This is a genomic window from Streptomyces sp. NPDC051776 (assembly GCF_040681345.1).
In the GTDB taxonomy this organism is placed as follows: domain Bacteria; phylum Actinomycetota; class Actinomycetes; order Streptomycetales; family Streptomycetaceae; genus Streptomyces.
In genome coordinates, this window is the sequence record NZ_JBFAYQ010000008.1 from 12,618 (window position 1) to 33,937 (window position 21,320).

Genomic DNA, 21,320 nt, shown 5'->3' on the forward strand with positions numbered 1-21,320 from the left:
GGCCCGCCGGCCGGATCCCCGCCGGATCCCGCCCGTTCCCCGCCGGGTCCCCGCCCGTTCGCCGCCGGATCCCCGCCTGTTCGCCACCGGATCCCCGCCGGGTCCCCCGCCCGTTCCCCGCCGGACAGCAGCCGAATCCCCGCCGCCGGATCGCTGGTCCCGATCCCTCGCCGGTGCGCATTCCCCAGACCTGACGGGAGCTTCCCGTCCACCCCCACAGAAAGGTCATTTGTTGTGCAGGAGCGCACGTTTGAAAGGCGTCCCAGAACGGGCCGTCATGCGTCGCCCATCACCCTCGACGATGACGCGACGCTGCACGCGCTGGGTTATCCGCGGAAACTCACCCGCCGATTCCGTGCGTTCGACAATTTCGCGATCTCCTTCACCATCATCAACATCATCTCCGGAATCTTCTCGTCCTTCGGATTCGGAATGGGCGCGGGCGGCCCGCGCGTTCTCGTCTTCGGGTGGATCTTCGTCTCGGTCATGGTGCTCTTCGTCGGCGCATCGATGGCGGAAATCGCCTCCGCGTATCCCACCAGCGGGGCCCTGTACTTCTCCGCGGGCAAGCTCGCCAAGCGCCACCGTGGCGCCTGGTCCTGGTACACCGGCTGGCTGAACTTCGTGGGCCAGGTCGGTGGTACGGCCGCGACGGGCTACGCGGCCGCCACCTTCATCCAGGCGTACATGTCCCTGCAGTGGCCCTCGTACGAGGCGACGGGGCAGCGGACGGTCCTCATCACGGCTGCCATCCTGCTGCTCCAGGCGCTGGCCAACACCTACACCGTGCACCTGGTGGCCGTCCTCAACCGGATTTCGGTGTGGTGGCTGCTGATCGGCCTTGTGGTCATCGTCACGAGCCTGGCCGCGGTTCCCACGCACCATCAGCCGGCCTCGTTCGCGACCCATTTCGTCAACAACACCGGTTTCACCAACAGCTTCTACGCGGCCATGCTGGGCCTGCTCGTCACGAGCTGGACCTTCACGGGCTTCGACGGAAGTTTCCATATGTCCGAGGAAACGGTGCGCGCGACCGTCAATGCCCCCAAAGGCATCATGCGGGCGATCGGTTACTCTGCCCTCGCCGGGCTGGTCCTGATGCTGGCCCTCGTCTACGCGATCCGCGACTACGGCAGGACGGCGAATGCGTCCGCGCCACCGGTCCGGATCCTCATCGACGCTCTCGGCACGGGCACCGCGAAACTGCTGCTGCTGATCGTCATCGGCGCCATGCTGTTCTGCGGGCTGGCGAACATGACCAGCAACACCCGCCAGATCTTCGCCTTCTCACGCGACGGCGCCATGCCCGGCTCCCGCTGGTGGCATTCGGTGTCGCCCCGCACGCGTACGCCGGTCAATGCGGTGTGGCTCGCCGCGGCCTGCCCCTTGCTGCTTGTGCTTCCCGGCTGGTGGTCGCACACCGCCTTCACCGCGGTCGTGAGCGTCAACGTCGTCGGGCTCTTCCTCGCCTACGGTGTGCCCATTCTTCTGCGCCTCGGGCTGGACGACTTCAAGCCCGGCCCCTGGAACCTCGGCCGCTACGGCAAGCTCGTCGCCGGAATCGCCGTCACCTGGATCGTCATCAGCAATGTGCTGTTCATGCTGCCCCAGGCATCGCCCGTCACGCCCACCTCGTTCAACTATGCGCCGATCGCGCTCGGAGTGGTATTGGTGATCGCCACGGTGTGGTGGTTCGCCACCGCCCGCCGGCGCTTCCAGGGGCCGGTGAGCTACGGGCGGCCCGACGAAGTCGCCGCCATGGACCTGATCTGACGACCATCACCCACCATGACCGACCGGGCGCAGCCGGACACAACAGCCGCGCCCCCCGCAGGGAAGGGACCGACCGTCCGCATGAACCCCCTCGGCAACGCCCCGCTCACGGGCTCCACCGCGCAGGAAAGCGCCGAAGGCGGCTCAGCCGCACCCGACGGTGAACTCACCGTCGGCAACGCCTCGTCGGAGGACTGGCACCACATCGCGGAGTGGGCCGCCGACGAGGGCTGGAACCCCGGCGAGGGTGACGTGGGCTGCTTCCACCCCACCGACCCCGCCGGATTCTTCATCGGCCGCCTCGGCGGCCGGCCGGTCTCGGCGGTCTCGGTCGTCACCTACTCCGAGCAGTACGCGTTTCTCGGCTACTACCTGGTGCACCCCGAACTCCGCGGCCGGGGCCTGGGCCTGGCCACTTGGCGCGCCGCCGTCCCGCACGCCGGGGCGCGCACCATCGGACTGGACGCGGTGCCCGCCCAGCAGGCCACGTACGAACGCTCCGGGTTCACCCCCGCCTACGAAACCGTCCGCTACGGCGGTCGGCCGCACCGTGTCCAGCCGTCCGGGTACCCGAGCGCGGCCGAGGTCGTGCCCGTGACCGGGCCCCGTACGGACGCCGTCGCCGCCTACGACCGCGGTTGCTTCCCCGCCGACCGCCGGGCCTTCCTCACCCGCTGGCTCACCGCCCAGGGCCGTACCGCGCTGGCGTACGTGCGCGACGGGGAGATCGCCGGTTACGGCGTGATCCGTCCGGCGCGCAGCGGCCGCCGCATCGGACCACTCTTCGCCGACGGACCGGAGATCGCCGAAGCGCTCTTCGACGCGCTCACCGCCGGGCTCGGGCCGGAGGAGGAGGTCGGCATCGACGCGCCGGAGACGCAGACGGCGGCGCGGGACCTCGCGAAGGCCCGCGGGCTTGCGCCCCAGTTCCGTACGGTGCGCATGTACACGGGCCCGGTTCCTGCGTACCGGCAGGAGCGCACGTACGGGGTCACCAGTCTCGAACTCGGCTAGTCCGCCGGTTCTGCCGATTCCCGACCCGGATCCCGTCCGGCCGCAAGGCCGGACGGGATCTTCGTGTTCCAGGGCCATGTGCTGCTTCTTCTTTTGGCAACTCCGTCACCCCCCACGCACATGGAAGGACATGTGGCTGAGCGACGGTTTCGCGACGTACGCGGAGTGGCTGTGGGAAGAAGAGCACGGCGGCAGGACGGCCCGGGAGACCTTCGACTCCTTCTACGAGGGGACCCACCGGGAGAGCGACGGGATCTGGGATTTCGCCCCGGCCGACCCGCCCGGAGCCGAGCGCATCTCCGATGCCCGTGTCTACGGGCGCGGCGCCATGGTGGTGCACAAACTGCGCGAGGCTGTCGGCGATGCCGCCTTCTTCGGCCTCCTGCGGGCGTGGACCAGGGGAGTACCGCCACGGGAACGCCGGGACCGGGCAGCTCATCGCTCTGTGCGAGGAAACGTCGGGAAAGGACCTCTCCGAGCTCTTCGGCACATGGCTCTTCGGCGAGAAGAAGCCCGCACAGGGCTGAGGCCGGCCCGGCGGCACGGCGCTGCTGACCCTCCCGCACACACGAGGGCCTTCCGGGCTCCGGTGACCGCATTGGCGCCACCGGGCCGGAAGGCCCTCGGCCACTGACGCGCAATGCTCGCGCCGCGGGGGGCCGCCCGCGGCGTGACGCTCCTGGGACGCGTCAGGCCCGCGAGTCCTACGCTGTCCCGGAGCCCTCGGTGACCAGCAGCTCCTGCAGTTCGGTCACGACCTCCCGGAGCTTGTCCGCGAAGAGATACATCTCCGGTGCCACCGGACGCGGGGTGCTCAGATAGAGGTTGAAGCGGTCGGGGAGCAGGACGTACGCGACACCGATGCACCGGCTGCTCGTGGAACCGAATCCGAAGTACTGGATGTTGACGGACGGGGCGGAACTGGTGCTCAGGTAGTCGTCCCGCATCTTCAGCCAGCCCGGGGTGTCGTACAGGCCCAGGTGCTCGGTCACCCCCAGCTCCGCGCCGCGCCGCTTCTGGATGAGCTGCAGTTCCCACAGATGCTGTTCGGGCGCCTGGCCCGTCTGGCATTCCTTGGCCCGCCGGACGTGCTGGTCGGCCGCGGCCCGCAGCGCCGCGAGACGCGTCGCGGTACCGGCCTGCGGGTCCTCCATCGTGGCCACGAACCGCTGCACTTCCGGGGTGACGACGCGCATGGCTTCCGTGCGGCCGTTCCGGTACTGCCGGGTGGCGATGGCCTCGTAGGTGGCTCCCACGTGACCCTTGGCCCGCTGGTGGGCGAGCTGGTAGGCCATCTGTACGAAGGCGTCCGGCGAGATGCGGAGCTGCTTGGCGCGGGCGGTGCCGAAGTCGCCGAATGACAGAGTGGTGGTGGCGGTGGCGGCCGCGTACTCGTCGAACGCGTCGGCCGCTGCGACGATCCTGCCCTTCAGCTCGGCGCTGGTGACGAAGTCGATCGTCTCGATGGCGGGCAGCCCCTGCGGCCGGGCACCCGACTCGCGGGACTGCTCGTCGGCCGGTGTGCCGAGCACCGCGTCGACGAAGCTGAGGATCGTGGTCCCGTCCAGCTCGCAGTGCTCCACATTGATCCCGGCCGTGCCGTCGTCGAAGACGATGAAGGAAACGGCCTTGTCGAACCAGCGGTTGGCGCTGTCGCCGTGCAGCATCCGGTCGCAGGCATCGAGTGTGTCCTTGGGGGCGAAGTCCTCCAGGCAGACGCAGAACAGCGCGGTCTCGAGGTCGTCGAGTGCGGCGGCGTTCCCGGGGTGACAGGCCAGCAGGGCCTCCCGGTCGGCCGCCCACTCGGCGCGGGCCTTGGTGGTCAGGGGGCCGATCGAGGTACCCGGCGTGGCCGCCTGCGCGCCGGCCTTCTTGACGGCGCAGAGTCCCGACGCCAGATCGTCCAGGGTGTAGGGGCGCCCGTCGGGACCCAGCACGTCCATACGGAACATGTTGCCGCGGTGGAAGACCACGATGTGGCGCGCACGCGAGGGGCCGGGCGCCTCCTCGGAGTACGGGGCGCGAACGGTGTCCTGCGGGTCACCGGGGATCCGTGTCGTGGAGAACAGGTATTTGTTCTGCACCATCGACTGCGGCACGCCGCGCGTGACGAGGGGCGGAATGGTCTCCGCGTCGAGCTTGGCCTTGTAGTTCAGGGCTCCGGCGATGAGCCCCGCGGCCCGGTCCACCTGTCGCCCGCCGTCCTCCTGGAAGAGGAAGAAGAAGTTGGCGTTGAGGGCGATGCGGTCGCGGCGGCCCAGATAGCGGGAGGGCCAGAAGTCGTCGAGCCAGCTGCGTACGCCGGCGGTGTTGTTGTAACTCTCCAGCGCCGCGTGGAGCTTGCGGCCGGGCCCGTCCGGCCGCAGGAACGCGGCGACTTCCGCCTCGGTCGCCGCCAGCTCCTCCGCCGTCAGCAGCGGTGAGCACCAGGCGATGAACCTCTCGCAGGTCTCCTCCAGCGACGGCAGGGGGACGCGCGGCAAACGGTCCTCGTTGCCGAAGGTGGAGGTGGCGGATGCTTCCTGACTACTGTTCAATTCGAGCCTCGATCCGGGCGGTTGTGGGGTCGTTCTCTCGTGCTGGGTTGTCGTTCTCACTGTGCTGGGTCGTTCTCTCGGTGCTCAGTCGTGCTGTCGGTGGTGCCGGGATCGTTCTCACGCGTCCGGCCGTGCAGCGGATTCGCGCCCCGTGGCGCCCCGCGGCCGGGAGATGAAGAGCCGTGCGAAGAGCCAGCCGTCGGTCTCCAGGCCGTGCGGATCCACTCCGAGGGAGGACAGCGTGTCGAGGACGAGTGTCTGCTCCTCGGCGGAGGCGAACCGCCGCTGCTTGAATACTCCCGCGACCTCGGCCGTCTCGTAGCCCGACGCGGCCAGGGTCTCCTCGATGGGATCGAAGGGAAACATTCTCAGCACGAAATGGGCCATCCACGGCTTGCGTTCGCCGGCGGCGCGGACGATGCGCTCGATGGTCTTCTCCGTGACGTAGCCCAGACAGCCCGTGGAGAAGACGAGGTCGGTCTCCGCGAAGAGCGCGCGCTGTTCCTCGGTGGGGTCATGGCGCTCGAGATCCGCGTGGACCGCACGGTCGAGCAGACCGGCCGACAGCGCGTAGGACAGGGCTTCCCGTGAGGCGTCCAGCCCGGCTACGCGGATGCCCTTCGGGCGGGTGCGGGCCCGGACGAACGCACGGTCGCGGTCCAGGAGTTCATCGCGCGTCAGCCCGGCGGCTCCCTCCTCGCCGTAGCGCTCGTACAGCTCGTCCATGGTCGCGTCGCACTTCAGCAGGGCCGCGTTGATGCCGTACGAGCAGCCGATGTCGAGGACGGCCGGGGCCGGGACGCGCTGCGAGGCGCCGTACTCCCGGATCAGCTTGGCGAAGTAGGGCTTGGCGAGCTGGGGGATGAGGTAGTCGAGTTCGCGCAGGGTGGTGAAGTAGGCGCGGGGGTCGGGCTGCGTGTAGATGTGGTCCAGTGAAACCTTGCCAGTCGTGTCGAAACGCACGTCGGCGTACTCCTCGGTGGATGGCGTGGTTCGGGCGGTGCGCCCAACAGTCGGTTCCATTCCCTCTTTCGGACCGCCGGGGCTGGGCCTGTCTTTCGGATCGCAGATCCGGTCCCGTCTTCAAAGTCCCGTCTGCCCGGCGGCGTCCGGGGTCCCCCAGCAACCGCTGGGAGGTGCCCCCACCCCAGCTACCGCCGGTAGGTGCACCCGCGCTGCGTTGTCGTCGACGCACGCAGTCGCCGCGGGGCCCGCCCTTCGGGCGGACGACGCTACTTCGAAGACGGTCCCTAGTCGAGCAGCCGGTCGACGCGCACGGCGCGGCCCTCGGCGGCCAGGTGCTCGGGAAGAACTCGCCCGAAGAGCTGCTTCGTACGGGCCACGCTGCCGACGACCCCGGGGCGCTCGCTGTAGGCGAAGATCGCCGAGTGGCGTGCGGTCTCCCCCTCCACGGGGCTGACGCGGTGCAGCGAGTAGCGGCCCTTGAACAGCTGCAGATCGCCCGGGCGCAGGGTGAGGCGCCGGACCAGGCGCTCGCCGCGGCCCCGCACCACGTCCCGGACGTCGTCGAAGTTCTCCGCCTGCGCGGACCGGATGTTCGGGCAGTACTCGAAGACGCCGCCCGCCTCCGCCTCCTGCGTCAGCAAGCTGACGGTGAACTCGTTGGTGTCAAAGTGCCAGGGGTGCTCCATCCCGGGGTTGACCACGTTGAGCACGAGCCCGGCCAAGGGGTCCCCGAGCGGATGCAGCTGGGGCAGTTCGAAGCAGCTCGCGACGAAGTGCTGGAACAGCTCGCTGAGGTAGAGCCGGTGGATGAGGAAGTGCTCGGGGATGAGGTCGCGCGCCACGAACGCGTTGCCGCGCTGAATGGGGATCCGGCCGGGGTGATCCTCGGGCAGTGAGGCGTCCACGGCGATGTTGTACGCGTTGACGGTCTCAACGTCGTAGTGCGCCTCGGGGGCGATCGTCGCGCATTCACGGCGCAGCGTGTCGATCAGGGACGGCTGAAGGAAGTCGGGCAGCACGCTGCATCCGTCGGTCTCCAGCTCCTTCCGGGTGCGGATGACGACCTCCTGCCACTCCGGGCCGTCCGGATCCGGCAAGGGATAGCGTCCGGTGTCGACCACCCGTGCCACGAGCTGCGCTTCCGATGTGCTCACGAAGATCCTCTCCACGTCTCAGCTCACCGTCCCGGGCCCGGGGCTTCCGGCCCATGCCGCCGTTCGCGGCATCGGCACGCGCGCAGGACCGGCAGCGCGCCCGACGCGCCGCTACGAACCATGGCCCCCGCGGACCGACCTCGTCCGCGGCATCCCGCCCCTTCTCGCCCTCCCCCAAGGGGGTTTAGCACATTCACTGCCCCTCGCCGGCCGGGACGAAGCACGCTGTGACACGCGACACTGAGGCAACGCATCCGGATCGGTCCGATCGGGGTGTCCCGGGGCCCCGGGCTCCCGCACGGACGCCGTTCCGGCACCCCCTCCATACGTCAAGTCCGCCTGGGCCGCGATGACTTGAGGGAAGGGGGGCTCGAACGTCTGCGCGCTCTCGGCTACGATTCCACTACCCCGAGCCTCCGGCGGGAGCAGTCGGCGACGGTCGCCGGGCTGCCCGGTCCGGCAGCCGCTCGCGCTCGGCGCTGCCCCGGATTCTCCTGGGTTCGACGGGAACTCCCGTACGGATTCACCCGACCTCTGTACGGACGCGCCTGCCATCAGCGCATCCGGACGGAGGAAGGAAGGGCACGTCATGCCACGGAGTACGGGAAGCAGGGACGCTCCCGACCGCTGGGGCGCTCCCGACCGGTGGGGTCGGGAGACCGGCGACCGGTGGAGTCTGGTCGTGGTCGCCGGGCTGCTCTCCTTCGTCGCGATGCTCGACATGAGCATCGTCAATGTGGCGCTCGTGGACATCGGGGCCGACCTCGGAGTGCCGCCCCGCGCCGCGCAATGGGCCGTGCTCGGCTACCAACTGCCGGTGGTCGCCCTGCTGTTGCCCGTCGGCCGGTGGCTGGACCGTACGGCGATCCGGCCAGTCCTGCTGTCGGCGCTCGCCGGGTTCGCCCTCTGCAGCACCGGGGCCGCTCTGGCGCCCGGGATGGTGTGGCTGATCGCGGCGCGACTGGCACAAGGCGCCTTCGGTGCCGCCCTGTTCGTACTCATGCCGGTCCTCGCGACGCGGGCCGTACGCCCCCAGGTCCGCGGCCGTGCCATGAGCGTCCCGGCGACGCTCGGTCCCCTCGGCGCGGTCAGTGGCCCCGCCCTGGGCGGGCTCCTCACCGACCAGTGGGGCTGGCGCGCCGTCCTGCTGGTCAAGCTGCCTCTGTGCCTGCTCGCCTGGCTGATCGCCCGCGCGTCGCTCCCCCGTGACGGGGCGGTACGGCCGCCCGGCCCGCGTGAGGCGACCGACACCGCGCTGGTGGCGGCCGCCGTCGCCGTGGTGCTGCTGGCCCTGACCCTGGCGCCCGGTTCCCCGCTGTGGACGGCGGCCGCGCTGCTCGCCGCCGTACCGGTCGTGCTGTGGGCCCGCGGGCCCGGCGCGCGGCCCGTCGTCGCTGTCCTGCGGGATGCGCGCACCGCACCGGTCCACGGGGCGGTGCTCGCGGCGGGTGCCGCGTTCGCCGCGATGCACTACGCGACGGCTCTTCATCTGCAGCGGGACAACGGCCTGAGCGCCTCGGCCACGGGCGCGACCCTGCTCGCCTTCCCGCTGGGCATGGCCCTGGCCGGTCCGTTGGGCGGCCGTCTCGCCGACCGCTTCGGACCGCGGCCCGTCGCGGTCACCGGCAGTGCCCTGGTCGCGTCCGGCTTCGTCCTGCTGGCCGCCGGACCCGACGGGTCACCGCCGCAACTGGCCTGGCGACTCGCCGTGGCCGGGATCGGCATGGGCCTGTACGGAGGGCCCTCCCAGTTCCTCGTCATGCGGGCCGTGCCCGCGGAGCATCTGGCCACAGCCGGGTCCACCGTCCAGCTCGCCCGGAGTCTGGGCTTCACCCTCGGCCCCGCTCTGGCGACGGCCGCCTGGGGGCTCGCCGGTTCCGAGGACAGCGGCGCGCGGCCGGCCCTCGTCGTCGCGGCCGTCGCCGCCTGCCTCGCCGTGCCCCTGCTGGCGCATCGGCCCCGCAATATCCCCGAACCCGTTGCGGAACAGCAGCACTGACCTGGCGTCAGCGGGCGCCTCCGGCCCTCGTACGACGCCGACGACAGGAAGGAGTCGCCATGTGCGGCATAACGGGCTGGGTCTCGTTCCGCGACGCCCCCCGCCACGACCCCGAGGTCATCGAGCGGATGACCGCCACCCTCGCCCGGCGCGGCCCCGACGCCTCCGGCGTGTGGCGCGGGACGCACGCGGCGATCGGCCACCGGCGGCTCGCCGTGCTCGACCCGGAGGGCGGTGTCCAGCCGATGACCGCGGGAACCGCGAGCCGTGAGACCGTCCTCACCTACAGCGGCGAGGTCTACAACCACCACGCCCTGCGGGCCGAACTCCGTGCCGCCGGACACGCCTTCCGCACGCGCAGCGACACCGAGGTGGTGCTGCGGGCGTACCAGCAGTGGGGCGACTCGCTCACCGAGCGCCTGGAGGGCATGTACGCCTTCGCCGTCTGGGACGAACGCGCACAGCGACTCCTGCTCGTACGGGACCGGCTCGGGGTGAAGCCGCTCTACTTCGCCGCGATCCCCGGCGGTGTCGTCTTCGGATCGGAGCCCAAGGCGCTCTTCGCCCATCCGTCCGTGCGCCCGCGGGTGGACGCGGACGGACTGCGCGAGGCCTACAGTCTGCTCTTCACCACCGGTCCGACCCTGTGGGCCGGCGTACGGGAGGTGCAGCCCGGCGGCACCGTCGTCGTCGACCGCGGTGGCCTGACCGAGCACCGCTACTGGGAGTTGGAGGCGCGGCCGCACACGGACGGTCTCGAGGCGACGGTGGAGGAGGTGCGGCGGCGCCTCGACCGGGCCGTGCGGTCCCAGTTCGAGGCGGATGTGCCCCGCTGCACGCTGCTCTCCGGGGGGCTCGACTCCACGGTGCTCACCGCGATCCTGGCCGACGAACTCCGCGCCCAGGAGGGGCAGTCGGCGCGGGTCCGCTCGTACGCCGTCGACTACAGCGACCAGGCCGAGCAGTTCACCGGTGACGTGCTGCGGACCGGCCACGACACCCCGTACGCCCGGGAGGCCGGGGCGTTCATCGGCACCGACCACGCGACGGTGGTGCTGGATCCGCGGGACCTCCTCGACCCCGGGCACCGCAGGGCCGTCGTCGCCGCACGCGATTCCCCCATCGGCGTGGGCGACATGGACACCTCGCTCTATCTGCTCTTCGGGGAGATCGCCCGGCACTCGACCGTGGCGCTCTCCGGGGAGGCGGCCGACGAACTCTTCGGCGGCTACCCCTGGTTCCACAGCCCCAGGGCCCTGACCGCCGCGACCTTTCCCTGGCTGCTGGTCACGGGCGACGAGGCCGCCATGCCTCTCCACCCCGACCTGGCCGCATCCTTGCGCATCGGCGAGTTCCGGCGGGACACCTATCGCGACGCGCTCGCGGCCGTACCGCACCTCGAAGGCGAACCGGCCGTACGGCACCGGCAGCGCGAGATGCAGCATCTGTCCCTGACGCGCTGGCTGCGGCAGCTGCTGCACCGCAAGGACCGGCTCAGCATGGCGCAGGGGCTGGAGGTTCGGGTGCCCTACTGCGACCACCGCCTCGTCCAGTACGCCTTCAACACCCCTTGGGAACTGCAGAGTCACGACGGTCGCGAGAAGAGCCTTCTACGGGACGTGGGCACGGGCCTGGCACCGCACTCCGTACTCCACCGGCCCAAGAACCACTATCCGGCCACCCACGACCCCGGCTACAACCGCGGTCTTCAGGACATGGCCCGTGACGCGCTGGGCGCCCACGGCGGCCGCGTCCGCGACCTGGTCGACGAGACCGCCGTCAAGCCCTGCCTCGACACCCTGCCCGAGCAGGTGGAGTGGGGGATGCGGCTGCGTCTGGAACGCGTCGTCGACCTCGCCCTGTGGCTCGACGTCCACCGGCCCGAACTCGCCCTGTGAACCACCGGCCCCCCGAATACCCCCTGTGAATCGCTGAACCACGTCCAGGAAGCCACCCCCCGATGCCCGATCCGCTCTCCCTCCCCGAACCGTTTCCGCTCCACGGCGCCGAGTACAAGCGCGACCCCTATCCGCTCTACGCCCAGCTGCGCGAGAAGGGCCCGGTCCACCGGGTCCGCTTCCCCAGCGGGGTCTGCGCCTGGCTGGTGACCGGCTACGACGCCGCCCACCAGGCCCTCAACGACGAGCGTCTGGGCAAACACCACTCGCGCGGCAACGCGGCCTGGCGGGCCCGGGCGTCGATCATGCCCGAACCCCAGCACTCCCAGCTGCAGGTGCATCTGCTCCACCAGGACCCGCCGCGTCACACCTCGATGCGCCGGCTCGTGCTCGACGCCTTCGCCCCGCGGCGCGTCGAGGGCATGAGGCCGGTGTTCCAGGAGATGGCCGACGCACTCCTCGACGATCTGCCGCCCGGCGCCAGCGCCGATGGCGGCACTGCGGAAGGGGGCGGCAGTGCTGCGGAAGGGGGCGGCAGTGCGGAGGACGGCGTCGATGTCGTGGCCGCGTTCGCCGCGCGCTTCCCCTTCCGCGTCCTCGCCCATGTCATCGGCCTTGCACCGGAGCTGGCCGACCGCTTCGACCGTGACTGGGGCAAGGTCGTCCAGCCCGTCGGACCCGATGACCCCGGCCGTCCCGCCTACGAGACCCGGCTGCGCGCATTGCAGGACTACATCGCCGATGTGGTGGAGCACCAACGGGCCCACCCCGGCGAGGGGTTGCTGTGCCGGCTCGTCGGAGCCCGGGACGACGGCGAACTCACCGCCGAGGAACTGGACTCGATGGTCTTCCAGCTTCTGGTCGCGGGCCAGGAGCCGGTCACCAACCAGATCACCACGGCACTCATCGCTCTTCTGCGCCACCCCGAGCAGCTGGACCGGCTGCGCGACGAGCCCGGGATCCTGCCGCGAGCCGTGGAGGAACTGCTGCGCTTCGACGGTGCCTTCGAGCTGACGACCTGGCGCTTCTTCGCCGCGGACTCCGACCTCCACGGCACCCGCGTTCCCGCGGGCGACTCGGTGATCATCTCGCTCGACGCCGCCAACCGCGACCCGAGGCGCTTCCCCGACCCCGACCGCCTCGACTTCGACCGCTCCCCCAACGCGCATCTCTCCTTCGGCCACGGCATCCACTTCTGCCCCGGCGCCGCGCTGGCGCGCGTCGAACTGCAGGTCGCCCTCCGCACGTTGATCGGGCGACTTCCAGGACTGCGCCTGGCCGTTTCGCACGACGAGCTGCGCTGGATCCCCGCCGTACTGGCGCGGGGGGTCGACTCACTGCCCGTCAGCTATCGTCTGCCGCAAGGCGGTTGCCCGATCGCACACCGTACGCATCAGGCCAACGCACCCCGCGATCCGGCGGAATGACGCACAACCCATCCCCCACCCCTCCCGTCCCCCCTCCAGGGCCGGCGCGCCGTACCCCCATGCGCCACACCGCCCTGCCGCCCTCGACTCAGGAGCCCCGCGATGACACCCGCCGGCACCGTCCTGACCGCACCGGCCGCCTCCGTTCCCTCCCTCGCCCCACGGTTGGAGAACGCGGAGTCCCTGACCGAGGCCCAACGGGCCGCCTGCGCGGCGATCCTCGCCCTTCTGCTGCCGCACCGGCGCACCGTGGACACCGATCCGCCGCCGGACACACCCGACGGTCTGCTCGCTGCCTTCCCCGACCAGATACGCCAACTCGCCCCGTTCGTGACGACCGGTGAGCCGATCCTCTTCACGCTGCCCGGCTTCCCCTGCAAGTCCCCCAACCCGGCGAAGGTCCTCGGGCATCTCCCGGACGAGGGGGAGCGCCTGTCGCTGCGGTTCCTGGACCGCCTCTGCTCCCGGATCGCCGACGTGTACGCGCCGGGCGCGCGCGTCCTCATCTGCTCCGACGGACATCTCTTCGGTGATCTGATCCATGTGCCCGACGCCCACATCGACGCCTACTCGGACGGCCTCCAGGCCATGATCCGGGCCGAGAGGCTGGAGCATCTGGACATCTTCGACCTGCGGACGGTCTACGGCGACCTGCCGTACGACTCCAAGCGGGCCCGCGTCCATGCCACGTACGCGCCGACGGTGGACGAGTTGCGCGCCCGGACCCGCAGCGACGAGCAGATGCTCAGGCTCTACCGGGGGATCACACGGTTCCTCGTCGAGGACACGGCGGAGTTCGCGGGCACCCGCTCGGCGCTGCAGCGCGAGTGCCGCAGGCGGGCCTACGGCGTGATCCAGCGCAGCCGGGCGTGGGGCGCACTCATCGCCGACCACCGCCCCCGCTCGTTCCGTCTGTCGATACATCCGCAGCCCCGGGGGACGGACAAGTTCGGCCTTCGGCTGCTGGACGCCCGGGACGTCTGGACCACCCCCTGGCACTCCTGCGTACTCCACCACTCGGACGGGCGCTGGGAGTTGATGCACCGGAGGGAGGCGGAGAAGTCCGGCCGCCTCGTGCTGCGAGGCGGCCGGCCCAGTCACTTCGAAGCCGAGGCGGCGGGCTCCTCCTGACCCGCGGGCTCCTCCTGACCCGCGGGCCCAGGCCCTGACGGGGCTTCCCCGGCCGGCGCCCGGTGGTCGATCGCGATCAACGGGTCACCGGTCAGCGGGTGTTCGGTCACTCCGGCCCGGACCCCGAAGACCTCGGCGAGCAGACCGGGGGTCAGGACCTCGCGCGGCATCCCCGAGGCGACCACGGAGCCGTCGCGCAGCACATGCAGCCGGTCGCACAGCGACGCCGCGGCGTTCAGGTCGTGCAGCGCGATGAGTGTCGTACGGCGCTCCGCGCGCAGCAGGGCGAGCAGCTCGACCTGGTGCAGGATGTCGAGGTGGTTGGTCGGCTCGTCCAGCACCAGGACGTCCGGCTCCTGTGCGAACGCCCGGGCGAGCAGGACGCGTTGGCGCTCTCCGCCCGAGAGTGCGGAGAACCGCCGCTCCGCATGCCCGGCCATGCCGACCCGCTCCAGGGAGCGGCCCACGATCTCGCGGTCCTCACCGATCTCCCCGGCGAACGCCCGCTTGTACGGGGTGCGGCCCATTGCCACCACCTCGTACACGCTCAGCTCGAAGTCGCTGCCGCGCTCCTGCGGGAGGGCTGCGACATGGCGCGCGGCCCTGGCGGGGCTGAGCTCGCGGATGTCCGTTCCGGCGAGCAGGACACGTCCCGCGCAGGGCCGAAGATGACGGTAGACGGTACGCAGCACGGTGGACTTGCCACTGCCGTTGGGGCCGATGAGCCCGGCGATCTCCCCGTCCGCCGCCACGAGATGGACTCCCGCGACGACAGTGCGGCCGGAGTAGCTCACGCGCAGGTTCTCGATGCCGAGGTTCACCGGTTGCGCTCCAGGCGTCGGTCCAGCAGATACAGCAGTGTGGGAGCGCCGACGAGCGAGGTGACCACACCGACGGGGAGTTCCTGGGTGTCCATGGCCGTTCGGCACACGATGTCGACCACGACCAGCAGTAGGGCTCCGGTGAGCGCGGAGACGGGCAGCAGCCGGCGGTGGTCACCGCCGACGAGCAACCGGCAGACGTGCGGAACCATCAGGCCGACGAAGGCGATGGCTCCGGAGACGGCGACCAGACAGCCCGTCAGCAGGCTGGTGACGACGAGCAGTTCGCGCCGCAGGCGGGTGACGTCGACGCCGACACCGGCCGCGGTCTCGTCCCCCATGGTGAGGGCGTTCAGTCCGCGGGCGCGGGCCTGGAGCGCCAGTCCGGCGCCGAGGACGGCCAGGGCTGGCAGGCCGAGCAGGCTCCAGCTCGCCCCGCCGAGGGAGCCCATGAGCCAGAACAGCACGCTGTGCGTCTGCTGTTCGTCCTCGGTCCGGAGCACCAGGAAACTGGTGAAGCCGGAGAGGAACTGCCCGATGGCGACGCCCGCGAGCACCAGGCGCAGCGGGGAGAAGGTACCCCCGCGCCGGGCCGTGGCCCAGACGAGGACGAATGCGCCGAGGGCGCCCAGGAACGCGGCGGCGGACAGGCCCAGCCCGAGAAGACCGGCCGCGCTCGCACCGAACACGATGGCGGCGACGGCACCGAGCGAGGCGCCGTTGGAGATGCCCAGCAGATACGGGTCTGCGAGCGGGTTGCGGACGAGCGACTGGGTCGCCGTACCGACCAGGCCGAGTCCTGCACCCACGATGACGGCCAACAGGGCGCGCGGTACGCGGAGTTGCCACACGATGAGGTCGTCCGTCCCGGGCCGGGGAGGCTCGCCGGACAGTCGCCGGAACACCACGGACCAGACCTGGTCGGGCGCGATGTCGGTCGAGCCCCAGGCGACTGCGGCGGTGAGCGCCACCAGCAGGGCCGCGCCGAGGACGGCGGCGAGGAGTCCGGCCCGCAGGGCAGGGCGTACGGAACGGCGGCCGGTGCGCTGCTCGGCGGAGCCGTCTCCGCACCGGTCATCGGCCGAGCGTCCCCGCGGGTTCCGGACGGGCGGGGGGACGCTCGGCGGATCGACGCTCCCGGCGGGACGCGCCCCGGCGGTCCCGCCCGTACCGCTCTTCCGGAAGACGGGAGACAAAGGCATCTACCGGGCCGCCTTCACCTTGCCGGGGTGAAGGGCAGCGGCGATCTCCTGGACCGTATCCGCGTTGGCGACTCCGGCGATGGTGGTCCGTTCCGAGCCGATGCGCAGGAAGTTGCCCTCCTCGACCGCCTTCATGCCCTTGGTGGCGGCGTTCTCCTTCAGGAAGGTCTCGGCATCGGCGAAGGCCTTGTCGTTGGCTGCCTTGCTGCCCCGGTCGCGGACCGCGAGCTGGATCCAGTCCGGGTTCTTGCCGACCACGTCCTCCCAGGAGACGGGCTTGAAATCACCGTCGCAGGAGCCGAAGACGTTCCGGGCGCCCGCCTGGGTGATGACCGCATTGCCGACCTGCTTGTTGCACAGCGCCATCGGCTGCTTGGTACCTGCGTCGTAGTCGAAGAAGAAGTAGCTCGGCAGCTTCTCCTCGGGCACGTCGCCGACGGCCCTGCGGACCGCGGAGACCTTCTTGTCCATGGACTTGACGAGCGTCCCTGCCCGATCGGCGGTGCCGGTGACCACGCCCAGCCGCTCGATGTCCTCCATGACGCCGGAGAGGTCCTTCTGGGGTCCTTCGGCCATGGGGGCACAGGCGGTCGAGGCGAGGTAGACGTGCTTGATCCCGGCCGCCTTGAACTCCTCCTCCGTCGGGGCGTCGCCCATCGCGCCCATGTTCCCCATGTGGGCGAAGGTGTCGATGTAGAGGTCGGCGCCGGAGCCGAGGAGCTTCTCCTTGGCGATGATCTTCCGGCCGAGCACCGGCACCTTCTGTGCCTGGGCGTCGAGGCGGCCGGGCAACGTGCCCTTGCCCGGCGGGAATCCGGTGCCGATCACCTTGTCGCCGGCGCCCAGGCGCAGCAGCATCTCCAGAGCGGAGGCGTTGCTCGTGACGATCTTCCCGGGGGGCCGGGAGAACGTCGTACGGTTGCCCTCGCAGTCGGTGACCGTCGCCGGGAATCCCTCGGGCTTCGGCCCCTCCGCCGCCCTCGGCTCCGCGCTCCCGCCCTGTTCCCAGTCTCCGCCACCGCATCCGGTGGCCAGCGCCGAAACCGCCACGGCCAGCGCCGCGACACCGTACACCGCGCGAGAGCGCATGACATTCTCCTCGTGGTCCGCTTTCTCGACCGGACCGCCGGTGCCGGTCCGGTCGAGATAGTCGGACGGGAGGCGGGAGGGGTTCCCGGGAACGCGGAAACGCCGCGCGGCGGCCCGCCCCGGCTCAGGTCATCGCCGAGAGGGCGTGCTCGGCGATCTGCGCATGGGTGGCGAACCACACGCCGTCGTGCCCGGCGATGTGCTCGACGAGCTCGGTGAGCACGGCCATACGGGAGCGGTGGCCGATGATGTGCGGGTGCAGGGTGAGCTGGAAGAGCCCGCCTTCGGCATACGCCATGTCGAACTCGTCGCGCCAGATGGTCAGGACACCGCGCGGAGGTGTGTACGGGCGCAGGGCGGCGTAACGCTCCATGGAGAAGTAGGGGGCGTCGTCACGGATCCACTCGACCGGCAGCTCGACCACGCCGGTCGGTTCTCCATCGGCCAGCAGCTCGTAGCAGCCGTCGTCGGCCATGAGCGAGGAGTCGTAGAGCAGGCCGAGTTCGCGGATGACGGCGAGCGTGTGGTCGGAGAAGTCCCACGAGGGGGTGCGCAGACCGACGGGGCGGACGCCGGTCAGTGCCTCCAGGGTGTCCGCGCTGCGGAAGGCGAGTTCCCGCTCGTCGGCGGGGGCCAGTCCGACGTTGCGTTCGTGGATCCAGCCGTGCAGACCGACTTCGTGGCCGGCGTCGGTGTAGCCTCGGGCCTCCCCGGGGTGGAGCAGCGCGGACACGGCGGGCATGAAGAACGTGGCGGGGATGGCGTGCCGCTCCAGCAGACGCATGATGCGGGGCACCCCTACGCGCGAGCCGAACTCGCCCTGGGCCAGCTTCCCCGGCCCGGTCTCGCCGTCCCGGAGCGGCAGGGTCTCGTGATCGGAGTCGAAGGACAGCGCAACGGCGGCCTTTCCGTCGCCGGGCCACGCGCGGCGCAAGGGCCGGCCCGCCCGTACGCGGCGGACGTGGTCGCGCCAGGTCGTCTCCGGCCAGCGCCAGGGCTCGGTCCCGGGCCGGGACTCGGTCCCCGGCCCGGGTCCAAGCCCGGTCCTGGACTCGGTGCCGGGCCGGGGCTCGGGCCCGGTCTCGGATGCAGCCATGAACGACGCGCCTCCCGGGGTGATCCGCTCCAGCCGGCCTAACCGGCCCGCTCGGCCCTGCGGGGCCGGCCGGTGCCCTTCGCCTCGTCGGGCCCGCACGGCCCCATGGACTCGACGGCCTTGACGAGACGGGACAGTTCGGGGGACGCGGCGGCTTCGCTGAGCGCCGCCTGCAGGGCGGCGTCATGGACGGGGCGCGCCTTGGCCAGCAACTCCCGCCCGGCGTCTGTGACCTCGGTGTAGATGCCGCGACGGTCGGTGTCGCAGAGATAGCGGCTCAACAGCCCCTGTCCCTCCAGGCGGGTCACGAGGCGAGTGGTGGCGCTGTGGCTCAGGGTCACGGCCTGGGAGAGCTGCTGCATCCGCATGTGCCATGCGTCCTGCTCACTGAGAACGTCGAGGACCGTGTACTCCGTGGCGCTGAGGCGCAGCTCGGCCTGCAGGGCCCGCTCGATACGGGTCTCGATCACGGTGTGCAGTCCGGCGAGAGAGCGCCATCCCTGGACGCTGGCCTTGATGGCCTCATCCGACACGTCCGGCCTCCTCGGAGTCGTCGCCTCACAGACATTGGCCATGATAGCGCCTTGACAATAAAGCAGGCGTGCGAAAATATTTCGCACGCAGATTAACCGCACCGCCAACAGCTGCACCGAGGGGATCATCATGGGCACGGCGTCCGGAAGCTCACTCTTTGAACCGATCACGTTGCGCTCGCTGACGTTCCCCAACCGGGTCTGGATGTCGCCGATGTGCCAGTACTCCGCGGAGGCGACGGGCCCCGGCACCGGCGTCGCGGCCGACTGGCACTTCGCCCACCTGGCCGCCCGCGCCGTCGGCGGCGCCGGGCTGACCATGGTGGAGATGACCGCGGTCAGCCCGGAGGGGCGGATCACGCCCTGGGACCTCGGACTCTGGAACGGGCAGCAGCAGGACGGGCTCGCCCGGATCGCGGAGTTCCAACACCGCTCGGGAGCGGTGCCGGGGATCCAGTTGGCACACGCCGGCCGCAAGTCCTCGCAGGAGCCCCCCTGGAAGGGGCGCCGGCCCATCGCCCCGGCGGAGGGCGGGTGGGAGACCCTGGGCCCGAGCCCGCAACCGCACGGGGCGGTTCCGGTCCCCAAGGAGCTGAGCCGGGAGGAGATCGCCCGTATCGTCGGCGACTTCGCGCGGGCCGCGCAGCGCGCTCTGGCGGCCGGGTTCAAGGTCATCGAGCTGCAGGGCGGACACGGGTATCTCATCCACCAGTTCCTGTCGCCGTACAGCAACCGGCGCACGGATCTGTACGGCGGCTCGTTCGAGAACCGGGCGCGCTTCGCGCTCGACGTCGTCGATGCCGTCCGCGCCGTGTGGCCGGAGGAACTGCCCCTGTTCTTCCGCACATCGGCCATCGACGCGCTGGGCGGCACTCCGGGCGACGACCGCGAGGGCTGGACGCTGGAGGAGACCGTGCGCCTGGCCAAGGAACTGCACACCCGTGGCGTCGACCTGCTCGACGTCTCCACCGGCGGCATAGCCCCGCACGCCCAACTGCCGTTCGCACCCGGCTATCACGCGCCGTTCGCGGCGGAGGTCCGCAGCCGGTCCGGCGTCCCCGTCTCCACCGTCGGCGTGATCACCGAACCGGCGCAGGCCGAGGAGATCGTGGCAATGGGACAGGCCGACGCGGTCTTCCTCGGGCGGGAATTGCTGCGCAGTCCGTACTGGCCGCGGCAGGCCGCCCAGCGGCTCGGCGCGGATCTCACCTGGCCGCAGCAGTACGCCTGGGGCTTCGGCATCGCGTCCCCCAGCGACACCACGGCCGCCGGATAGCCGCTTCCCGTACGACCCGCCGGGCACGTGAACACGAGCCGCACAGCGCACGGCAGACACAAGGCACACGCCCGAATCACCACAAGCACAGCCACACGCACACGCACGTAGGGAAACGCCATGCACACGAAGCGACTCGTCACCGAGGACTCGACTCTTGCCTACGCGACCGGTGGAGTGGAAGGCGGGCCGCCGCTGGTGCTGGTTCACGGCTGGTCCGGTTCACGCGCCCACTTCGACGGGCTCCTCCCCCGGCTGACCACCTGTCACCACGTGATCGCGATCGACCTCCCGGGACACGGAAACGAGTCGCGCAGTGAGCGCCGGAGCTGGACGGTGGAGGCCTTCGCCCAGGATGTCGCGGCCGTCCTGGACGCCGAACACATCGAAAGCGCCGTCCTGGCGGGCCATTCCATGGGCGCGGCAGTGGTACTCGAGACCGCCCGCCTCGCGCCCCACCGCGTGCGGCACGTCGTGGCGCTGGACTCCCTCACCTACCTCCAGTTCTATCCGCGTGCGACGAAGGAGGAGACCGCCGCCGTGACCGGTCCCTTCCGCAGCGACTTCCCCGCGGCGGTCGACCACCTCGTGGAGTCGTTCTCGAGCGAGGACACGGATCCGGGGTTCCGTCGGATGCTCACCAGGGACCTGCGGGCCGTCGAGCCCGGGACCGCCGTGGACATCCTCGACGAGGTGATGTTCTGGGACCTCGACAGCGCCCTGGCCGCCACCGACGCCCCCGTCACGGTCCTGGCGGTGGAGAAGCTCCTCGCTCCCGAGGCCATCGAGCACTACGGCCACCGCATGGACGTCGTCCCCGTCGGCCTGGGTGGCCACTGGTTCCTCATGGAGAGCCCGGACGCGACGGCGATCCTGCTCCAGGGGATAGCGGGGGCCGGCACGACCGCAGGTGGTATGCCCGAGGGGCCGGTCCGGAGAACCGCTGCGGGGCACCTCGGCATCGAGGACAGGAAACTACTTGCCTAAAGGGCAAGAGAGGGCCATACTTTCCGCCTAGGAAAGTACTTCCTGGTGGAGACAGTCGCGGGAGACGGTATGCCGGTCGAACGGATCCCCACCTCCAACCACGCTGCCCTCACGGCCGGTTGCCACAGCGGCCGGGGAACGCTTCGCGCATTGCCCGGCCGACGGGCCACGACCGTGCGCAGGCTCGGTCCGCACCTGCGACCGCGCGGAGGGCAAGCGGGGATCCTGCTGTGCGTGGTCGTGCTGACGGGCGCGGCGACCTGGGCCACCGCGGGGCGCGGCATCGCCGTCGAGGCGCAGCGCGTGCTGCACACCCCGTGCCGGTCCACACCGGCGGAAGGGGTCTGTGCGGTGCTGAAGAGCGGGATCCGCATCTTCTTCCGAGGCGCTCCGACCCTCCCCTGACCTCCCCCACCC

Annotated in this window: 18 protein-coding genes and 1 pseudogene; 11 read left to right on the plus strand and 8 right to left on the minus strand. The window is 70.9% G+C overall.

The genetic code is table 11. The annotated features are described in order from the left end of the window. Window positions 1-321: 321 nt before the first annotated feature. From AB0M26_RS09045 to AB0M26_RS09060, 4 genes and pseudogenes are all read left to right on the plus strand, one after another. Window positions 322-1,773, plus strand: a complete 1,452-nt coding sequence (locus tag AB0M26_RS09045) for an amino acid permease (RefSeq protein ID WP_365257277.1) — start codon at window positions 322-324, stop codon at window positions 1,771-1,773. A gap of 15 nt (window positions 1,774-1,788) precedes the next feature. Next, on the plus strand, window positions 1,789-2,787 hold the full coding sequence (locus AB0M26_RS09050; protein ID WP_365256909.1) for a GNAT family N-acetyltransferase: 999 nt from the start codon (window positions 1,789-1,791) through the stop codon (window positions 2,785-2,787). 130 nt (window positions 2,788-2,917) lie between these two features. Next, a pseudogene (locus tag AB0M26_RS09055) lies at window positions 2,918-3,118 on the plus strand (M1 family peptidase); the annotation flags it as partial. 31 nt (window positions 3,119-3,149) lie between these two features. Then, window positions 3,150-3,314 carry a hypothetical protein gene (locus tag AB0M26_RS09060; RefSeq protein ID WP_365257308.1) on the plus strand — a complete coding sequence of 55 codons (165 nt, stop codon included), beginning with the start codon at window positions 3,150-3,152 and terminating at the stop codon, window positions 3,312-3,314. Between the two features lie 177 nt (window positions 3,315-3,491). On the opposite strand, the gene AB0M26_RS09065 is transcribed toward AB0M26_RS09060, so the two are convergent. The 3 genes from AB0M26_RS09065 to AB0M26_RS09075 form a co-directional block, all read right to left on the minus strand. Next, complete coding sequence (locus AB0M26_RS09065) at window positions 3,492-5,324, minus strand: choline/carnitine O-acyltransferase (RefSeq protein WP_365256912.1); 1,833 nt, start codon at window positions 5,322-5,324, stop codon at window positions 3,492-3,494. A gap of 117 nt (window positions 5,325-5,441) precedes the next feature. After that, window positions 5,442-6,347 carry a class I SAM-dependent methyltransferase gene (locus AB0M26_RS09070; RefSeq protein ID WP_365256914.1) on the minus strand — a complete coding sequence of 302 codons (906 nt, stop codon included), beginning with the start codon at window positions 6,345-6,347 and terminating at the stop codon, window positions 5,442-5,444. Between the two features lie 227 nt (window positions 6,348-6,574). Then, the gene (locus AB0M26_RS09075) at window positions 6,575-7,444 is read right to left on the minus strand and encodes an arpA protein (RefSeq protein ID WP_365256917.1); all 870 of its coding nucleotides are present in this window, start codon (window positions 7,442-7,444) and stop codon (window positions 6,575-6,577) included. A 589-nt stretch (window positions 7,445-8,033) separates the two neighbouring features. On the opposite strand from AB0M26_RS09075, the gene AB0M26_RS09080 reads away from it, so the two are divergent. The 4 genes from AB0M26_RS09080 to AB0M26_RS09095 all read left to right on the plus strand — a co-directional run bounded on the left by AB0M26_RS09080 (window position 8,034) and on the right by AB0M26_RS09095 (window position 13,899). Beyond that, window positions 8,034-9,443: an MFS transporter gene (locus tag AB0M26_RS09080; RefSeq protein ID WP_365256919.1), complete on the plus strand. Its 1,410-nt coding sequence runs from the start codon at window positions 8,034-8,036 to the stop codon at window positions 9,441-9,443. A 59-nt stretch (window positions 9,444-9,502) separates the two neighbouring features. After that, window positions 9,503-11,341 (plus strand): asparagine synthase (glutamine-hydrolyzing), encoded by a 1,839-nt coding sequence (asnB, locus tag AB0M26_RS09085; RefSeq protein WP_365256922.1) that lies wholly within the window; start codon window positions 9,503-9,505, stop codon window positions 11,339-11,341. Window positions 11,342-11,403: 62 nt separating this feature from the next. Then, a complete protein-coding gene (locus AB0M26_RS09090) occupies window positions 11,404-12,768 on the plus strand; it encodes a cytochrome P450 (protein ID WP_365256924.1) in 1,365 nt (454 codons plus the stop codon). A 102-nt stretch (window positions 12,769-12,870) separates the two neighbouring features. Further along, on the plus strand, window positions 12,871-13,899 hold the full coding sequence (locus AB0M26_RS09095) for an isocyanide synthase family protein (RefSeq protein ID WP_365256927.1): 1,029 nt from the start codon (window positions 12,871-12,873) through the stop codon (window positions 13,897-13,899). On the opposite strand, the gene AB0M26_RS09100 is transcribed toward AB0M26_RS09095, so the two are convergent. The 5 genes from AB0M26_RS09100 to AB0M26_RS09120 all read right to left on the minus strand — a co-directional run bounded on the left by AB0M26_RS09100 (window position 13,866) and on the right by AB0M26_RS09120 (window position 18,640). Further along, the gene (locus AB0M26_RS09100) at window positions 13,866-14,720 is read right to left on the minus strand and encodes an ABC transporter ATP-binding protein (protein ID WP_365256930.1); all 855 of its coding nucleotides are present in this window, start codon (window positions 14,718-14,720) and stop codon (window positions 13,866-13,868) included. The genes AB0M26_RS09095 and AB0M26_RS09100 overlap by 34 nt on opposite strands. After that, window positions 14,717-15,922, minus strand: coding sequence for an iron ABC transporter permease (locus AB0M26_RS09105; protein ID WP_365256933.1), 1,206 nt, complete (start codon window positions 15,920-15,922; stop codon window positions 14,717-14,719). The genes AB0M26_RS09100 and AB0M26_RS09105 overlap by 4 nt, the downstream gene beginning before the upstream one ends. Beyond that, the gene (locus tag AB0M26_RS09110) at window positions 15,923-17,011 is read right to left on the minus strand and encodes an ABC transporter substrate-binding protein (RefSeq protein WP_365256936.1); all 1,089 of its coding nucleotides are present in this window, start codon (window positions 17,009-17,011) and stop codon (window positions 15,923-15,925) included. A gap of 124 nt (window positions 17,012-17,135) precedes the next feature. Beyond that, complete coding sequence (locus tag AB0M26_RS09115) at window positions 17,136-18,107, minus strand: polysaccharide deacetylase (protein WP_365256939.1); 972 nt, start codon at window positions 18,105-18,107, stop codon at window positions 17,136-17,138. Between the two features lie 38 nt (window positions 18,108-18,145). After that, complete coding sequence (locus AB0M26_RS09120) at window positions 18,146-18,640, minus strand: MarR family transcriptional regulator (RefSeq protein ID WP_365256942.1); 495 nt, start codon at window positions 18,638-18,640, stop codon at window positions 18,146-18,148. A gap of 130 nt (window positions 18,641-18,770) precedes the next feature. Here AB0M26_RS09120 and AB0M26_RS09125 point away from each other — a divergent pair, with 130 nt between their 5' ends. The 3 genes from AB0M26_RS09125 to AB0M26_RS09135 all read left to right on the plus strand — a co-directional run bounded on the left by AB0M26_RS09125 (window position 18,771) and on the right by AB0M26_RS09135 (window position 21,308). Further along, window positions 18,771-19,916 carry an NADH:flavin oxidoreductase/NADH oxidase gene (locus tag AB0M26_RS09125; protein ID WP_365256945.1) on the plus strand — a complete coding sequence of 382 codons (1,146 nt, stop codon included), beginning with the start codon at window positions 18,771-18,773 and terminating at the stop codon, window positions 19,914-19,916. 120 nt (window positions 19,917-20,036) lie between these two features. Continuing rightward, on the plus strand, window positions 20,037-20,903 hold the full coding sequence (locus AB0M26_RS09130) for an alpha/beta hydrolase (RefSeq protein ID WP_365256948.1): 867 nt from the start codon (window positions 20,037-20,039) through the stop codon (window positions 20,901-20,903). A 234-nt stretch (window positions 20,904-21,137) separates the two neighbouring features. Next, the gene (locus AB0M26_RS09135; protein WP_365256951.1) at window positions 21,138-21,308 is read left to right on the plus strand and encodes a hypothetical protein; all 171 of its coding nucleotides are present in this window, start codon (window positions 21,138-21,140) and stop codon (window positions 21,306-21,308) included. The last annotated feature ends 12 nt before the right edge of the window (window positions 21,309-21,320 follow it).